This is a genomic window from Streptomyces sporangiiformans, assembly GCF_005768555.2.
Lineage (GTDB): Bacteria > Actinomycetota > Actinomycetes > Streptomycetales > Streptomycetaceae > Streptomyces > Streptomyces sporangiiformans.
This window is the reverse complement of the sequence record NZ_VCHX02000132.1, coordinates 1-16787: the sequence shown is the minus strand read 5'-3', so window position 1 is coordinate 16787 and position 16787 is coordinate 1. Positions and strand designations below refer to the sequence as shown.

14 protein-coding genes are annotated in these 16787 nt (G+C 70.4%); 5 read left to right on the top strand and 9 right to left on the bottom strand.

Translation table 11 applies throughout. From position 1 onward, the window contains the following. Nucleotides 1-245 precede the first annotated feature (245 nt). Nucleotides 246-1133, top strand: coding sequence for a coiled-coil domain-containing protein (locus FGD71_RS19395; protein WP_119101729.1), 888 nt, complete (start codon nucleotides 246-248; stop codon nucleotides 1131-1133). 27 nt (nucleotides 1134-1160) lie between these two features. Here the strand turns inward: FGD71_RS19395 and FGD71_RS19390 are convergent, their stop codons facing one another. The 5 genes from FGD71_RS19390 to FGD71_RS19370 form a co-directional block, all read right to left on the bottom strand. After that, nucleotides 1161-1517, bottom strand: coding sequence for a Pepco domain-containing protein (locus tag FGD71_RS19390; RefSeq protein WP_119101728.1), 357 nt, complete (start codon nucleotides 1515-1517; stop codon nucleotides 1161-1163). Next, entirely contained in the window at nucleotides 1492-2763 is a 1272-nt protein-coding gene (locus tag FGD71_RS19385) for a CHAT domain-containing protein (RefSeq protein WP_119101727.1), read from the bottom strand. Before FGD71_RS19385 ends, FGD71_RS19390 begins: the two co-directional genes overlap by 26 nt. Next, nucleotides 2760-5267, bottom strand: coding sequence for a hypothetical protein (locus FGD71_RS19380; RefSeq protein WP_119101726.1), 2508 nt, complete (start codon nucleotides 5265-5267; stop codon nucleotides 2760-2762). Before FGD71_RS19380 ends, FGD71_RS19385 begins: the two co-directional genes overlap by 4 nt. Nucleotides 5268-5349: 82 nt before the next feature. Beyond that, entirely contained in the window at nucleotides 5350-6960 is a 1611-nt protein-coding gene (locus FGD71_RS19375) for a sodium/solute symporter (RefSeq protein ID WP_119101725.1), read from the bottom strand. Further along, nucleotides 6957-7400 carry a DUF485 domain-containing protein gene (locus FGD71_RS19370; protein WP_119101724.1) on the bottom strand — a complete coding sequence of 148 codons (444 nt, stop codon included), beginning with the start codon at nucleotides 7398-7400 and terminating at the stop codon, nucleotides 6957-6959. The genes FGD71_RS19375 and FGD71_RS19370 overlap by 4 nt, the downstream gene beginning before the upstream one ends. 224 nt (nucleotides 7401-7624) lie before the next feature. Here FGD71_RS19370 and FGD71_RS19365 point away from each other — a divergent pair, with 224 nt between their 5' ends. Then, nucleotides 7625-8011, top strand: a complete 387-nt coding sequence (locus FGD71_RS19365; RefSeq protein WP_119101723.1) for an NUDIX hydrolase — start codon at nucleotides 7625-7627, stop codon at nucleotides 8009-8011. Here the strand turns inward: FGD71_RS19365 and FGD71_RS19360 are convergent. The 3 genes from FGD71_RS19360 to FGD71_RS19350 all read right to left on the bottom strand — a co-directional run bounded on the left by FGD71_RS19360 (nucleotide 8004) and on the right by FGD71_RS19350 (nucleotide 10726). Next, nucleotides 8004-8837, bottom strand: a complete 834-nt coding sequence (locus FGD71_RS19360; RefSeq protein ID WP_119101722.1) for a DUF4037 domain-containing protein — start codon at nucleotides 8835-8837, stop codon at nucleotides 8004-8006. The genes FGD71_RS19365 and FGD71_RS19360 overlap by 8 nt on opposite strands. Nucleotides 8838-8939: 102 nt before the next feature. Further along, a complete protein-coding gene (locus FGD71_RS19355) occupies nucleotides 8940-9602 on the bottom strand; it encodes a response regulator (RefSeq protein ID WP_119101721.1) in 663 nt (220 codons plus the stop codon). Next, nucleotides 9599-10726, bottom strand: a complete 1128-nt coding sequence (locus FGD71_RS19350; protein WP_119101720.1) for a sensor histidine kinase — start codon at nucleotides 10724-10726, stop codon at nucleotides 9599-9601. Before FGD71_RS19350 ends, FGD71_RS19355 begins: the two co-directional genes overlap by 4 nt. A 250-nt stretch (nucleotides 10727-10976) precedes the next feature. Between FGD71_RS19350 and FGD71_RS19345 the strand changes: the two genes are divergently transcribed. Beyond that, a complete protein-coding gene (locus FGD71_RS19345; protein ID WP_119101719.1) occupies nucleotides 10977-11438 on the top strand; it encodes a DUF6223 family protein in 462 nt (153 codons plus the stop codon). Between the two features lie 6 nt (nucleotides 11439-11444). Here FGD71_RS19345 and FGD71_RS19340 read toward each other — a convergent pair whose 3' ends face one another. Further along, nucleotides 11445-13034 (bottom strand): MFS transporter, encoded by a 1590-nt coding sequence (locus FGD71_RS19340; protein WP_119101718.1) that lies wholly within the window; start codon nucleotides 13032-13034, stop codon nucleotides 11445-11447. A gap of 343 nt (nucleotides 13035-13377) precedes the next feature. On the opposite strand from FGD71_RS19340, the gene FGD71_RS19335 reads away from it, so the two are divergent. After that, nucleotides 13378-14166 (top strand): ABC transporter ATP-binding protein, encoded by a 789-nt coding sequence (locus FGD71_RS19335; RefSeq protein WP_119101717.1) that lies wholly within the window; start codon nucleotides 13378-13380, stop codon nucleotides 14164-14166. Next, nucleotides 14163-16736: an ABC transporter permease gene (locus FGD71_RS19330; RefSeq protein WP_119101716.1), complete on the top strand. Its 2574-nt coding sequence runs from the start codon at nucleotides 14163-14165 to the stop codon at nucleotides 16734-16736. Before FGD71_RS19335 ends, FGD71_RS19330 begins: the two co-directional genes overlap by 4 nt. The last annotated feature ends 51 nt before the right edge of the window (nucleotides 16737-16787 follow it).

Below are 16787 nucleotides of genomic sequence, written 5' to 3'. Positions count from 1 at the left end.
GATTCGCTCGCCGCTCTCTGTAAGGGGCGGGCCCGGTCGGTCGACCGGGCCCGCCCCTTTTTGTGCTGGATGCATGGAATACATGGAATGCGCTGGTTGCGTTCGGATGATCCGATCCCTTGGCCGTGATCACTGACAGGATGAATCGGGCGGAGTGTCGCGTTATGAACACTTCCGTCTGATCAACCAAGATGTGCGGCAAATCGTGTCTGTTGTACGTCGCACGCCGAAGAGGGGATTCGAGGATGAGCAGCGCATCGGTGTCGCCTCAGGGCTTCGTGGCCGGACGGGGGCGTGGTTACCGTCCCGATCAGGTCGACGCGTACGCCGAGGCACTGTCGCGGGACCGGGATGCCGCGTGGGAGCGGGCGGCTCGACTGACCGTGCTGGCCAAGGAGATGGAGGCGGAGGCGGAACGGATGCGCGAGCTCGTGGCAGGGCTCCCCGCGCAGACGTACGAGATCCTCGGGGAGAGCGCCCGGCGGCTCTTCGAACTCGGTGTGGAGGAGGCGGTGTCGCTCCGCGAGAACGCGCAGTTGGAGGCGCGGCGCGCCGTCGAGGAGGCGGAGGCGGCGGCCGAGGGCGCGCGTGAGGCGGCGCGGGCGGAGGCCGACGCGGTGCGTGGCGAGGCCGAGGAGCGGGCCCGGCACCGGCTGCTGGCGGCGCAGGCCGAGGCCGACGAGATGCGGGTCGCCGCGCGGCGTGAGGTGAAGGAGTGCCGGGGTGAGGCGCTCGCCGCGCTGCGTGAGATGCGGCAGCGTACGGAGGGGTTGCTGGCCGAGCAGGAGAGGGAGCATCTCGAGCGCTGGGAGGAGGCCGGGCGGGCGGCCGCCGACCGGCAGGACGCGTTCGACGCGCACCATGGTCCGCTGGTGGCGCGTGCCGAGCAGGGCCTCGCCGAGGCCGAACAGGCCCTGGCGGACGCCCGCGAGACGGCTCGGCGCCGGCAGGAGCATGCGGAGGTGCAGGCCGCCGAGCTGGTCGCGGAGGCCGGTGTCATCGCGGACCGGGTCGCCCGTGAGACGGAGCGGGTGCTGCGTGAGCACAGCGAGCGGTGGGATGTCGTACGGGCCCACATGGACCACGTACGCAGCAGTCTCGCGGCGCTCACGGGGCGTGCGACGGCGGAGTAGCGGGGGTTCGGCCTTCCGCCCGCTCCCCTAGGACAGGCCCTGGCTCCGGGTGAACGTGAAGGTGATCCCCGCCTGTCCGGCCAGTTCGCCGCCGGAGCCGAGCAGCGACACCGTGCCCTTGGCGCTCACCTCGGCACTGAACGTCACCTCGTTCAGCTGGAACTCGCCCGCCTTCTGCGGCAGCGAGGCGATCACGCCACGCATCGTCGCGACGAAGTCGCCGAGCCGGGACTGGAGTTCCTCGGCGGGAATCTCCGTACGCGCGGCCCGCCATTCCTCCACGCGCTTGAGGGAGAGCCGGTCGGTGCGGCCCTGCTCGGTGTCCTCCAGACCGAGGACGCTGATGGTCTTCCCGCTGTCAGGGGTGGGCTGTGGCTGCGGCATGGGGTGGCTCCTCGGGGGTCGGGCGGACGTGCAGGCATGGGTCGGCGTACGCGGCATAGGTGAGGCCGAGCGGATTGCGCAGGGTGTGCAGGAGGTGTCGCCGGGATTCGAGGAGCGCTCTGCCCAGGGGGATCCGGCGGACGAGGAAGCGTTCGTACAGCGCCCTGGAAAAGGCGGCGGCGACATCGTCGGGGATCTCGGTCTCGGTGCCGATGAAGCCGCGATTGCCGTTTGTGAGGAAGAGGTGCGGGAACGACGGCGCCCCCGGGGCGCGCATGCGGCCCGAGCCGCAGGCGTTCATCATGACCAGCGGCAGGTCGAAGGTGCGCTTGTCCTGGCTCGCGCCGAGGGCGACGAGGTCCGCGCCGAGGGCGCGGAGCGTGGTGCGGGAGTGGTGGCCCGCGCCGCTGAGTTCGATCTCGGCGTCGAGCGTGTTGTCGGAGCGGGTGTAGCAGTGGCAGGCGAAGTGCTGTACCTGGTCGGGCAGTTCACGGCGTGCGCCGTTGAGGAGGAGCCGCGGGTCGAAGATCTGCTCGGCCAGGCCCAGTGCGTTGTCCGCGCCGTCGGGGTACGGGCCTTCCAGGTCGATGTGCGTGCCTCCGGCGTCGGCGAACCACGCCAGTTCCTCGACGGCTCCTTCGAGGTGCTCGTAGTACAGATAGCGGGCGGGGACGCGGCCGTCCGGCCCTGTGTGCAGTGCTGTCCCGCCGCGGACGGGCGCGGGCAGCATGGCGCGTCGCACCACACACGAGAAGCCGACGAGTGTGCGGCAGGCCGTGGTGAAATCGCCCGGCGATTCGACGGGCGGGCCGGGGAACATCCGGAAGAGCGGCAGGAACTCCAGGGGCAGGAATCCGTCCTTGCCGCCGACACATTCGACGAGCGGGGGCGGCAGTTCGGGGTTCATGCCGAACGGCAGTGCCTTGTTCCAGAACTTCTGCAGGTCCTTCAGGACGGTCTGCTGCGCGCCGAACAGGATGAAGAGCAGGGTGCGGCCGAGGCCGTGCAGGCTCTGGAAGACCTGGTTGAGGTCCTTGTCCTCGACGGCGAACGCGGTGAGCTCGTCCTTGAGCCGGGTCAGTCCCCTGTCCAGTTCCTGCCGGACCCTGAGCAGCGCGTCGCTGCCGACGAGGGTGGCGCGCACGGGCTTGATCTCCGGGCGGCCGGGGGCGGTGAACTTCAGCCGGGTCGCCTCGCTGGTCGTCAGGACCTTTACGGAGACATCCGGCGACCGTGCTTCGTTCATACGCCGTCCGCCGCTGTGCCCGATTCGGGACCCGATTCGGGACCCGTCCCGGAAGGTGGCGGTGCGGCCTCCGCCTCGATCTTGAGGGCGACGACCTGGACGAGGTGGCCCGTCTGGTAGAGCTGGAACCACACCTCGTGGCTGCCCTCCTCCTCCGGCATCTGGAACCCGAAGGTCGTCTGCGTCTCGTCGTGCACGAGGAGGTTCTTGCGCTGGGGCAGTGGCGTGAGGGTGGAACTGTCGGCCATCGCGTCGAAGGACACGGCGCGAGCGTCCTTGCCGCCCTCGACACGTACCGGCTCGAAGACGAAGAAGTCCGTGCCCGGGCGGCTCGCGACGACCGAGGCGAGGCTCTGCGCGCGCTGGTCGCGCACGACGGACACCACCAGATTCACGCGCCGACCGACCGTGGCCCTGATCGTCCCGCCCTCGGCCCGTACGGGAGGCTGCTCCTCGCTCTGTGCGCGCCGGTCCAGTTCGATCGCGAGATAGCCGACGAAGTTCGTCAGGGGAGGTCCGGTCACGGACTCCTCGAGCGAGGAGCGGATCGTGGCTCGCACGTCCTGGTGGAACTTCTGCTGAAGGTCGGTCAGGTGGCTCTTGAGGTGGCTGCTGACCGGCCCGGCCGCGCTGTGGGCGATGTCCCGCGCGAGCTGGGCCAGATCGGGTGCCGAGAGCGTGGCGCGCGCCGGATCCCGCCGAACCAGCAACGCGTACTCCTCCCGGACCGCGTCGCGTACATCGGCTCGTAGGTCGCTGCGTAGCCGGTCGGCCACATCGGCGGCGAGGTGGTGGAGTTGGGCGCCCGGGGGAAGCCCAGGGTCCACCGCGAATTGCTGCTGGGGGCCGTGTCCCTGAAGCGGGTACGGGGTGGGGTCACCGCTCAGCGCGGAAGCCAGTCGGATCATGTCGTGGGCGTTCTCCGGCAGCATGAGGTGCAGAGAGGTCGCCAGGTCGTACCGGAAGACGTCGACCGCGTCCGCTTTGGCCGCGTACACCTCGGCGAGCAGTCTGCGCGCCTGCACCAGCGCGACCGCTGCCACGAGGAGCGGGCCCACGACGAGCAGTGCGGGCGAGCCGCCTTCGAGGCGGAATCCTCCGAGGTCGCTGAGCGCGATGAACAGCCACACGCCGGCCGTGCACACGGCGCTCGCGACGACGAGCCGGGAGGCGAGCAGACCCTGTTCCCTGCGCCGCACCTGCCGTTTGACTTGCTCGGGGGCGACCAGTTCGATCCGGGGCCAGATCTTGTCGATGGCGAGCCCGGTCTCCAAGGCGGTACGTCGGTGGATCGTGATCACGGCGGCGGACTGCAGGGGATGTGTGAGGTGGTGGAAGGCGGCGGACAGGACGCCCTGGTTCGATGTCGGGGCGCGGTGCCAGGACTCCCCCCGCTCCCGTTGCGCATAGCTCTCGTAGTACGGGTCGTGCTCCGGGCCAGGTACCGACTGGCGTACAGCGCCGACCAGTTCGTTCATCCAGCGCTGTGGCGGCGAGGTGACCGTCCAGGCCAGCACGGCGCCCTGCGCCACCAGGAGCACAGCGCCCGCTCCCGCGAGATAACTCACGTCCAGGAGCCGGTCGTCGCCGGAACCCTCCCCACTCCACGACTCCCCACCCCACACTGCCCACGTCACACTCGCCAGAGGTACGAGCACCCCGGCGAACTGCGCCCCCAGCGAAGTCGTCCTGCCTTGGCCGACCACGGCTCGTGGCCACGGCAGAGCGAAACTCGTGGAGTTGTTCTCAAGGAACGCCAACACCCCGAGAACCAGGAGGACCCCCGCCGCGACGCCGCCCACCGTCCACGCGGCCACCGTCTCGCCGCGCACCGTGGACCAGGCCACCGCACCCGCCACACCCAGCCCCGCGGCAGACCCGAACACCTTCTCGTACGTGGACTGGGAGGACGAGGACGGCGAGTCGGTCAGCCAGAAACCCAGGGCCAGTGCCACCATCGCGCCCCCCAGGCCCCACGCCGCCCACAGCGGCCCCTCCATGGCGAAGCGCACGGTGAGCCAGCCGCCGCACAGCTCGGCCAGCACGAAGCCGGCAATGGCCGTGAGAGGGTCCGACGGGGTGTAGACCGAATGGGCGGAGCTGATGCTGGAGGTGCGCGCGGTGGCGCCGACGAGCAGCGCGAGGAGTACGCCGCCGGACGCCCAGGCCGTTCCGTAGGCGTCGTTTCTGGCGAATCCGGCGGTCAGCAGGGTCAGTTCGGCCACCAGGGAGGTTGCCAGGACCCCGTTGGTGCGCAGCCGCAGCGTCCGGAACGCTTGCGCTTCGCCGGGCCGGCGAGGCTGTGCGGCGCGAGCGACACACAGTTCGGCACACCATACGGCGACCGAGGCGAGCAGCAGCCACTCGGCGAGGCGCCACAGGCCCCCGGCCGGAGCATCGGGCACGAGAGCGAGCACGGCGACCACGCCGCCTGCGGCGACCGCGAGCCCGGTGACCGCGCCGAAGAAGACGCGGCCGCGCGTCGTGCCCGCGCTCGCTGTCATCGGCACCCCCGTCCCGCGTGGGTCGTCCCCTGTGGGGCAACTCCCCTGACCCGTATGGTCTCTGCCCCCTTCTCCGTGTCCCCTAACTCTGCCTCCGCACCACCCCCGCCAGGATGCGCCCCTCGACCTCCTCGTACTGCTTGCGCTCCTGTTCGGCCCGGCGCCGGCCGGAGGCCACGGTGCCCAGCCAGCCGAAGGCGAAGCCGAGGGGGATGGAGAGGACGCCGGTGGTGGTGAAGGGGAACCAGGTGAAGTCGTGGTCGGGGAAGGCGGAGATGGGGGAGCCGGAGACCAGGTTGGTGCCGGTCATCAGCACGAGCGTGCTCACCGAGCCGCCGATCAGGGTGCACAGGAGGCCCGCCCTGGTGTAGCGGCGCCAGAAGAGGCCGTAGACCAGCGCGGGCGCTATCGCCGAGGCGCCCAGGCAGAAGGAGAGGGTGACGAGCGGTTGCAGGCTGCGGTGTTGGACCATCGTGGCCAGCAGGATCGTCGGGACGCCGACGGCGGCCGCGGACACCCGGGCCAGCGTCATCTCGCGGCGCGGCGACAGTTGCTTCCTGCCGTGGGCGAAGACGTCGTGCGCGAGGGAGTTGGCGCAGGCGAGGATCATGCCGGCCACGGAGGCGAGCACGGTCAGGAAGATCGCCGTGGTGACGGTGGTGAACAGCAGGGTCTCGGCGGTCGACACGTCCGTCCCGAACGCGGCGCGTGAGCCCAGCAGATAGGCCGTGTTGCCCTGCGGGTCCGCCGCCATGATCGCCTCGCGCCCGAGCAGCGCGGTGGCGCCGACACCGACGACCGTGATGATCAGCACGAACAGTGCCACGGACGACACCGCCCAGGACATCGAGCGGCGTACCTGACGGGCGCTGCCCGCGGTGTACATGCGCATGGTGATGTGGGGCAGAACACCGCCGCCGAGCACGACGGTCAGCTCTGAGGTGATCATGTCCAGCTCGGGGCTGGGGCCGCTCGAGAACTGCAGGCCCGAGGTCAGGAACGCCGGTCCCGCCCCGCTGCCCCGCGCCGCCGCGTCGAAGAGACCGCCGAGGTCCCAGTCGAACTTGTTCAGCATGAGTACGCAGACGACCGCGCCCGAGCCGAGCAGCATCACGATCTTCAGGATCTGGATGAGAGCGGTGCCCTTCATGCCGCCGATCGCCGCGTAGCTGATCATCAGCGTGCCGAGGCCGATGATGCAGCCGGTCTTCAGCGCGTCGCCGGAGAAGCCCAGGAGGAAGGCCAGCAGGTCGCCGGTGCCCGCGAGTTGGACGAGCATCAGCGGCAGCAGCGCGACGAGTGTCACGGCGCACGCGGCGATGCGTGCGGAGCGTCCCGGCATCCGCCGGGCCAGGACGTCGCCCATGGTGAACCGGCCCGCGTTGCGCAGGGGTTCGGCCAGCAGGAACATCAGCAGCATCAGTGACAGGGCCGTGCTGAGAGCGAGGACGATCCCGTCGTACCCGAACAGCGCGATCACGCCGCCGGTGCCGAGCACGGTCGCGGCGGAGATGTAGTCGCCCGCGATGGCGAGGCCGTTGCGCATCGGGGACATTGAGCTGTAGCCGGTGTAGAACTCGTCGAGGTCGTCGCGGTCGGGGCCGGTCATCACGCACAGCAGCAGCGTGATGGTGGCGACGACGGTGAACGCCACCAGCGACATCGACTGCGCGGAACTGCTGAACTCGGTCATCGGGCGGCCTCCCGCTTGGCGTCCAACTCCGCCTGTTTCCGTATCCGCTCGGCGACCGGGTCGACGCCCCGGCGGGCCGTGTACTCGTACAGCGCGATCGCCAGACCCGTGACGGGCACCTGAAGGAGCCCGAGCAGCAGTCCGACGGGCAGCCCGTCGGTCACGTCCTTCGCCATGAACGACGACGCGGACGCGGACAGCACGAGGAAGAGCGTGAAGTAGCCCAGCGCGGTGAGCGTCGCCACGCGCCGCTGCCAGCGGTACGCGGTGCGCAGCACGCGGAGGTCGCTGTGGTGGCCGAGCGCGGCGTACCGGGGACGCCGCGTCGGCTCGGGGTCCGGCGTCGGCGGTGGTGCCGGTGCCCAGGGATAGGTGAGGTACGAGGGCGACGAGTCGTGCGGCGGCGGTAGGGGGTGCGACGGGGACGGGTCGTAGGCCATCCCGGTTCTCCTTGCGTGGCTCGGGTCCGGTGCGGACCGCAGGGAAACGGGGGGTGGGAGCAACGCACGCTACTCGGCGGTACGGAGATGTGCGCCGCTTTTGCCAAACTGGCCGGTCGGTATGCGCTTACTTCGCTCATCCCCCGCTGGACGGACCCGCCGTGTGCGTGTCCGAAGTGCTTGCCGGGTACGTGAGTTACCGGTTACCGGAGAGGAGCACGTACATGGTGGTTGTGGCGGCCGCGATCGTTCAGGCGGGCCGGCTCCTGGTCGTGAGCAAGCAGGCGGCTCCTGACTTCTTCTATCTGCCCGGCGGTAAGCCCGACGCGGGCGAGGAGTCGCTGGAGGCGCTGACGCGGGAGCTGGACGAAGAGCTCGGGGTGCGGCCCGTGGAGCCGCGCTTCCTGGCTGTCGTCGAGGCCGTGGCCGCCCTTGAGGGCGTACCCATGAAGCTGACGGTGTTCGAGGCTCGGATCGACGGGGTCCCCCGGCCCGCCGCCGAGCTCGCGCACATGCGGTGGGTCCCCGGCCGGGAGAGCGACCTGCGGCTCGCGCCCGCCGTCCGCGACCACGTACTGCCGCTGCTGCGAGCCAGCGGCACGCTCATGTGAGGGCCGTGTCGGCCCGGTCGAGTTCTTGGCACACCTCGGCGGTCAGCCTGTCGGCGTCGTCCAGCGCGGCAGTGAGCGTGTCCGCCGTGGTGCCGAGGGCGGCGAACAGGGCGTGCGCCCGCGCGGCGAAGTCCGGGGGAGCCACGGCGAGTTCTCCCGCGGCTCGCACCGCGCCCTTTTCGTTCAGTACCCAACTCCTGGCGTGCGCGTGGAGGGCGTGCACGAGAAGGCCCACCGCACGAAAGAGGCAACCGGCGGCATAGAAGGCGTCGCCGCGAGCCGCGCCCTTGCGGGCGCCGGCCAGGATGAACGGCGCCTCCCATCGCGCGTTGGCGATGAGCGCTTCGCGCAGCGGCTCGGGATAGTGGCGGGTCTGCTGCCGCAGGGCCTGCAGCTCGCCGCCGGGGTCAGCGAGGATGCGACCGAGGGCCAGCTCGCCGACATAGGCGTGGGAGTACACGCCCAGGGGGTGGCCGGGCTGGACACCGATCTCGAACCGGCCTGCTCGGCACTGCTCCCAGACGCGGTGCACCCGGTCCAGGTCGCGGTAGATCCAGTCGACGGCGTGACCGTCGACGGTCAGCCAGCTCCCGCCGTCCACCCAGGGCCCCCAGCCGCCCGGCTCGGTCACCTCCACCGGCCCACCGGTCAGCTCGGCCGCGAGCAGACGCAGGGCAGCGGTGTCCAGCGGCGGCCGGTAGTACAGGCCCAGATCGAAATCGGAGGAAGGGAAATGTGTTCCCCTCGCCCGGCTGCCTCCCAGACACACCCCGACGACGCCACTGACTTCGGTCAGCCGGTCCGCGATCTCCGCCAAGCGATCCACACCATGGAGTCTGCAGAGCCGGGCGGCCTTCCGCGACCGGATTGACGAGCGCCCGCGGCCTTCGTTCCCCCGCTGGTGCAGCGATCCATGGGCCTGTCGATGTCAGCGGTCGCGTGGGGCTACCAGGCCGGATTCGTAGGCGAGGACCACGAGTTGGGCACGGTCACGGGCGTGGAGCTTGGCCATGGCCCGGTTGATGTGGGTCTTCGCGGTCATCGGGCTGATCACCATGTGGTCGGCGATCTGGTCGTTGGACAGGCCCTGCGCGACCAGGGCGACGGCCTCGCGTTCACGGTTGGTCAGCTCTTTCAGCCCCGTGCCGGCACCGGTGTGGAGCGGCTGGGTGACGTACCGGTTGATCAGCTTGCGGGTGATCGACGGCGCGAGCAGGGCGTCGCCACGCGCGGCGACGCGCACGGAGTGGAGAAGGTCTTCCGGCACGATGTCCTTGACGAGGAATCCGGCCGCGCCGGCGCGCAGCGCGTCGAAGACGTATTCGTCAAAGCCGTAGTTGGTCAGGATGACGACGTGTACCCCGGCCAGGGCCGGGTCGGCGGCGATGCGCCGGGTCGCCTCGATGCCGTCGACGACCGGCATCTGGATGTCGATGAGCACGATGTCGGGCAGGTGTTCCTTGGTGAGGGCCAGGCCCTCCATCCCATCGCCGGCCTCGGCCACCACCTCGATGTCGTCCTCGAGGTCGAGGAGCGCGCGGAATCCGCTGCGCAGGAGCGGCTGGTCGTCGACCAGCAGGACACGGATCATGACGTCAGTTCCACAGGGAGTTCGGCCTGGACGGTGAAGCCCCCCTCGCCGCGAGGCTCCGCCCGCAGCCGGCCACCGAGGGCGGTGACGCGTTCGCGCATCCCGAGCAGCCCGACGCCGGGCACCGGGGCGGTGTCCGGTGTGGCCTTGCCGTCGTCATCGATGCGTATCGCGAGGGCGTCCGGACGGCAGTCGATCCGGACCGACGCCGTGCCGGCGGCGGCATGCCGGGCGATGTTGGTGAGCGACTCCTGAACGATCCGGTAGGCGGTCCGGTCGACCGCGGCCGGCACGTCGTGTCGTTGTCCTTCGATCGTCAGCGTCGCGTCCAGGCCGATGGAACGGGCTCGTTCCACCAGTTCCGGAACATGGTCGAGCCCTCGCGGTGGGGTCGTGTCGTCATCGCGCAGCGCCTGCAGGGTCGCGCGCAGTTCCCGGGTCGCCTCTCGGCCGGCCTGCTGGATGGCCAGCAGGGCCTCCGGCACCTGTTCGCCGCGCTTGCGGGCCACGTGGACGGCGACTTCGGCCTGGACCTTGATGATCGAGATCTGATGGGTGAGCGAGTCGTGCAGTTCCCGCGCGATGTGCAGCCGTTCCTCGTCGGCGCGCCGCCGCGCGGTCTCCTCCCGGGTGCGCTCGGCTTCGTCCGCCCGCCGCTCGGCCTGCCGCAGCGCTTCCCCCGCTGCACCGGCCGCGATCAGCCACGCCAGCTCCAGGGCGCTTCGGGCCTGAGCGAAGGCCTCACCCGTGTCGTGCAGGCCCGAGGCCAGGGCCGCGAGGGGGAGAAAGGCCAGCATGGTCACGCTCGCCGCCACCGTGATGGTGCGGTGTCCCGCCCGTACGGCCGTGTACACCGCGAAGAGGTACGCGACGGCAGGCACGTCGAAGCCGGCCGCCTGGTAACCCACCGCGCACACACCGGTGACGGCCAGGACGGCAACCGGAGCCCGGCTGCGCGCGGCCAACGCCACGCCGCCGGCCACCAGGAGCGCGTAGCCGAGCAGTTCGAGGTTCGTGGCGGGGTGCTGCCCGGACAGCCCGGTGACCAGCAGCGTCGCTGCCACGCCGACGGCGATGACCCAGTCCCTGACACCGGCCTGGACTGAGAACCGTCCTGTACTCATGCGCGCACCCTAGCCGGATGCCGCCGCGGGCGAGTCCGGCTCACGGACGAGCGGCCGCCTACCGCGCACGCGGTACTTTCGCGGCGCCTGCGGCGTCCGCGGCATCCGGGTGCGCCATCGGCGGCAGCGCGAAGTGCATGCGTCTGCGGGACGACCGGCGGTGCGTCCGGCGACATGATCAGGCGACATCCACTCCTCGGAAACGAGACCTACGAAAGAGGCGAGGGACATGAGCTCATCAGGAGCCCCGATGCCGGTCCGACGTGTGCTTGCCGTGGCCGCAGCCGCCCTGCTCGGGGTGTTCGTGCTCGCCGCACCCGCGGCCGCGCACGTCTCGGGCCAACCGACCGCCGCCGACGTCTACACCATGAGCGCCGGGCGACTCGGGGCCACCGTGGCCGCCGTGCTGGGGCTGACCGGCGTGGTCATCGGTGGGCTGGCTCTGGCCCGCCCCGCCGGTCGTTTCGGCACCGGTTCAGGGCGACTCGGAACCATCGTGGCTCTGGCGGCAGGGCTGATCGCCATGGCCCTCGGTGGGCTGGTTGTGGCCACCTCCGACGGTGGTATCGGTACCGGCAACGGGCTGGGCGGGGCCGTCGTGGCCCTGGTGGTGGGGCTGATCGCCATGGTCCTCGGTGGGCTGGCTCTGGCCCGCTCCCGGCGCGACGCCGCACCGCCCACCGCCGCACCGGCTGAGCGGCTCACCGGCTGACGGGCACTACTCGTCGGCAGGGCCCCGCAGAATCGGGAACCGTCGCGGTGCCAGCAACAGCAGGGCCAGGAAGGCGAGTCCGGCCGCGCAGGCCGCGCCCAGGTAGACCGCGTGGACCGCGTCGGCGACCGCGCGGCGCAGATGCTCGTCGGAGGTGCCCGAGTCCAGGGCGCGGGTCACGCTGTCGAGGTCGCCCGCGCCGCCGAGCCGTGCGGCCAGCACCCCGTTGGCGACCGCCCCGAACAGGGCCGCGCCGATCGTCTGGCCGGTCTGGCGGCAGAACAGTATGGAGGCGGTGGCCGTGCCGCGCTCGTCCCAGTCGACGGTCGACTGGACGCCGATGATCAGGGGGAGTTGGAAGAGCCCGAGCGCGCCGCCGAGCAGCAGCATGAGGAGCGCCGGCTGCCAGGCCTCGCCGGGGTAGGGGAGGAACGGGAACACGAGCAGGACCAGCGTGGCCGTGCCGATGCCGAGCATCGCAGTGTTGCGGAAACCGATCCTGCGGTAGACGTGCTGGCTGAGCGCGGCCGACACCGGCCAGCTCAACGTCCATACGGAGAGCACGAATCCGGCGGCGACGGGTGCCAGACCGAGGACCGACTGGGCGTACGTCGGGAGGAAGACCGTCGGGGCCACCATCAGCAGACCGAGCGCGCCGAGTGCCAGGTTCACGGCCGCGATGGTGCGGCGGCGCCAGACCCAGCCGGGCATGATCGGTTCGGCGGCCCGGCGTTCGACGACGACGAGGACCGCGATCAGCGCGAGTCCCGTACCGAAGAGGGCGAGAGACGGGGGCGACAGCCAGTCCCACGCGACCCCGCCCTGCACCAGCGCCGTCAACAGGACGCCGCCGCACGAGAAGACGACGAGCGCGCCCGCCCAGTCGATACGGGGGCGGGGACCCGGCGTGCGCTCCGGTTCATGCAGGTGGCGGACGATCAGCCAGAGCGCGAGCGCGCCGATCGGCACGTTGATGAGGAAGATCCAGCGCCAGTCGGCGTACGCGGCGAAAAGGCCGCCGACCGCCGGGCCCGCGATCGCCGACATCGCCCAGACCGAGGACAACTTCGCCTGAATCTTGGGGCGTTGTTCCAGTGGGTAGAGGTCGGCGGCGAGAGTCTGGACCGTGCCCTGGAGTGCGCCGCCGCCGAGGCCCTGGACGATCCGGAAGGCGATCAGCGCGGCCATGTTCCAGGCGGCGGCGCAGAGCAGGGAGCCGAGGAGGAAGAGGGCCGAGCCCACGATCAGGACCGGCTTGCGGCCGAAGGTGTCGGAGAGCTTGCCGTACACGGGCAGCGTGACCGTCACGGCGAGCAGATAGCCGGAGAACAGCCAGGAGAAGACGGAGAAGCCGCCGAGGTCGCCGACGATCTGGGGGACGGCCGTCGACACGATCGTGGAGTCGAGCGCGGCCAGGCCCATGGCGAGCATGAGCGCGGCGACCACGGCACGGCGTCTGCGGGTCTCCACCCGCTTGTCTGCCGTTGCTTTCTGGACGTCGGTGTCCGGACCTTGGGTGCCCTCCTGGCTCACGGGTTTCCCTGCCTCACAGGATTCCTTCCCCTTGCATCTATCTGCCGGAGCACACCATCTCATTTGACCCTCACGCGGCGGGAGAGTGGACGCTCAGTGGGCGTAAGGGGGGAGTCATCCCTGAGGCGCCCTCCACCGAGGGGTGGAGAGCCCTTAGGGGTACCTCCGTACTACGGCTCGGGGAGGGTTCGTACCGCCGGAGGACGAGACCGGGTGCGGCCGCTCCTTAGCCTGGCTTTACGCCGCTGGGGGCGGGTCCGCTCGTACGGACCGCACCTGCGGGGGTGGGGTTTTCCCCCGGAAAAGACTGCGCTGAGCACCAGCGCGCCGGACCCCGTCCCGCCACCAGACTCATCGATGTAGCAGAACGCGCACGCCAAACGTTGACCGACATAGGAGACTTACCGTGACATCGGCTGTAACCATTCCCAGGCACGGGGGCACTGGAGAGCGTACGGCCGTTGCCGCGCGGGCGCGGCAGGTCGTCAAGGCATACGGGTCCGGGGAGACCCGGGTCGTCGCTCTCGACCACGTCGACGTGGACATCGCACGGGGCCAGTTCACCGCGATCATGGGCCCCTCGGGGTCCGGCAAGTCCACCCTCATGCACTGCCTCGCCGGCCTCGACACGGTCACCTCCGGGCAGATCTACCTGGACGCGACGGAGATCACCGGCCTCAAGGACAAGAAGCTCACGCAGCTGCGCCGGGACCGGATCGGCTTCATCTTCCAGGCGTTCAACCTGCTGCCGACGCTGAACGCGCTGGAGAACATCACGCTGCCGATGGACATCGCGGGCCGTAAGCCGGACCGGGGCTGGCTGGACCAGGTCGTCAAGACGGTCGGCCTCAGCGACCGCCTCAAGCACCGGCCCACCCAGCTCTCCGGCGGCCAGCAGCAGCGCGTCGCCGTGGCCCGTGCCCTTGCCGCGCGCCCCGAGATCATCTTCGGCGACGAGCCGACCGGGAACCTGGACTCGCGCGCGGGCGCCGAGGTGCTCGGCTTCCTGCGCAGGTCCGTCGACGAGCTGGGCCAGACCATCGTCATGGTCACGCATGACCCGGTGGCCGCCTCGTACGCGGACCGGGTGCTGTATCTGGCCGACGGCCGCATCGTCGACGAGATGCACCGCCCGACCGCCGAGGCCGTCCTCGACCGCATGAAGGACTTCGACGCCCGGGGGCGTACGTCATGACCGTCCTGAAGACCTCGATGCGCAACTTCTTCGCGCACAAGGGACGCATGGCGCTCTCGGCCGTGGCGGTCCTGCTGTCGGTGGCCTTCGTCTGCGGGACGCTGGTGTTCACCGACACCATGAACACGACGTTCGACAAGCTCTTCGCCGCGACGTCGTCCGACGTCACGGTCCTGCCCAAGAAGGCCAAGGCCGACGACACCCCGCAGAACGGCAAGCCGGAGTCCGTGCCCGCCTCGGTCCTCGCCAAGGCCCGGACGGCGAAGGGCGTCAAGTCGGCCGAGGGCGCGGTCAGTTCGATGAACGTGACCGTCGTCAACAGCGACAACAAGAACATGGGGTCGACGACCGGCGCTCCGACCATCGCGGGCAACTGGACGAAGAACGACCTGCGTTCGATGGAGATCACCTCCGGGCACGCCCCGCGCGGGCCCACCGAGGCGATGGTCGACGCGGACACCGCCGACAAGCACCACCTGAAGCTCGGTGACGAACTGCGCACGATCGCCGTCACCGGCGACTTCAAGGCGAAGATCGTCGGCATCGCCTCCTTCAAGGTGACCAACCCCGGCGCGGCCGTCGTCTACTTCGACACCGCCACCGCGCAGCGCGAACTGCTCGACGCCACCGGCCGGTTCACGCACATCAACCTCGTGGCCGCGCAGGGTGTCACCGACGCGACGCTCAAGCAGAACGTCACGTCCGCGCTGGACGGCACCGGGTCGTTCAAGGTGCAGACGCAGAAGGAGAACGCGGACGAGAACCGCGAGGGCGTCGGCGAGTTCATGAACGTCATCAAGTACGCCATGCTCGGCTTCGCCGGAATCGCCTTCCTGGTCGGCGTCTTCCTGATCATCAACACCTTCTCGATGCTGGTCGCCCAGCGCACCCGCGAGATCGGCCTGATGCGGGCGATCGGCTCGTCCCGCAAGCAGGTCAACCGGTCCGTGCTCGTCGAGGCGCTGCTGCTCGGCGTCGTCGGCTCGATCCTCGGCGTCGGCGCGGGCGTCGGTATCGCCGTTGGCCTGATGAAGCTCATGTCCGGCATGGGCATGAACCTCTCCACCGCCGACCTGACCGTGAAGACGACCACCCCGGCGATCGGCCTGCTCCTCGGCATCGTCGTCACCGTCCTGGCCGCCTACCTCCCCGCCCGCCGCGCGGGCAAGGTCTCCCCGATGGCCGCCCTGCGCGACGCCGGTACGCCGGCGGACGGCAAGGCGGGTCTCGTACGCGGCCTGATCGGGCTGGTCCTCACCGGCGCCGGAGCCTTCGCGCTCTACGCCGCGGCCACCGCGGACAAGGCGAAGGACGGCTCGCTCGTCCTCGGCGCCGGCGTCGTCCTCACCCTGGTCGGGTTCGTGATCGTCGGCCCGCTGCTCGCGGGCGGAGTGGTCCGCGTGATCAGCGCGGTCCTGCTGCGGGCCTTCGGTCCCGTCGGACGCATGGCCGAGCGCAACGCGCTGCGCAACCCGCGGCGTACCGGAGCGACCGGTGCCGCCCTGATGATCGGGCTCGCGCTCGTCGCCTGCCTCTCGGTGGTCGGATCCTCGATGGTGGCCTCCGCGACCGAGGAGCTGGACAAGTCGGTCGGCGCGGACTTCATCGTCCAGGGCAACACCCAGCGGATCGTCCCGCAGGCCGAGAAGGCCATGGAGGCCTCGCCCGGCCTGGAGCACGTCACGAGCTACAAGGAGATCGAGGCGACGCTGACGGCTCCGGACGGCACGAGTGAGGACAGCCAGGTCACGGCGGCCGACCCGACCTACGCGGACGACCTGCGCCGGGCGACGACGGCGGGGGAGCTGTCGGCGGCGTACGGCAAGGACGCGATGTCGCTCGGCTCCGACTACGCCACCAAGCACGGTGTGAAGGTCGGCGACACGATGACCGTCGCCTTCAAGGGCGGCGAGACGGCGAAGCTCAAGGTCGCCGCCATCACCGACGACGACACGTCGATCGACCAGGGCGCGCGGTACCTGTCCCTCGCGACGATGGAGAAGTACGTCCCGGCGAGCGAGATCCCCTCGAACACGATCATGTTCGCCAAGGCCGAGAAGGGCCAGGAGAAGGAGGCGTACGCGGCTCTGAAGAAGTCCATGGAGCCGTACCCGCAGTACCAGGTCCGTGACCAGACCGACTTCAAGCAGGAGCTCAAGGACCAGATCGGGCAGCTGCTGAACATGGTGTACGGCCTGCTGGCCCTCGCGATCATCGTGGCGGTCCTGGGCGTGGTGAACACCCTGGCCCTGTCGGTCGTCGAGCGCACCCGCGAGATCGGCCTGATCCGAGCGATCGGCCTCTCCCGCCGCCAGTTGCGCCGCATGATCCGCATGGAGTCGGTGGTCATCGCGTTGTTCGGTGCGCTGCTCGGCCTCGGCCTGGGCATGGGCTGGGGCACCACGGCCCAGAAGCTCCTGGCCCTGGAGGGCCTGAACGTCCTGGACATCCCCTGGCCGACGATCATCGCGGTCTTCGTGGGCTCGGCGTTCGTGGGCCTGTTCGCGGCACTGATCCCGGCGTTCCGGGCGGGCCGGATGAACGTACTGAACGCGATCGCTACGGAGTAGCTGCGCAGCTGCCAGGGGCGGGGGGCACGGGGAACCGGGGGAACACGGGGG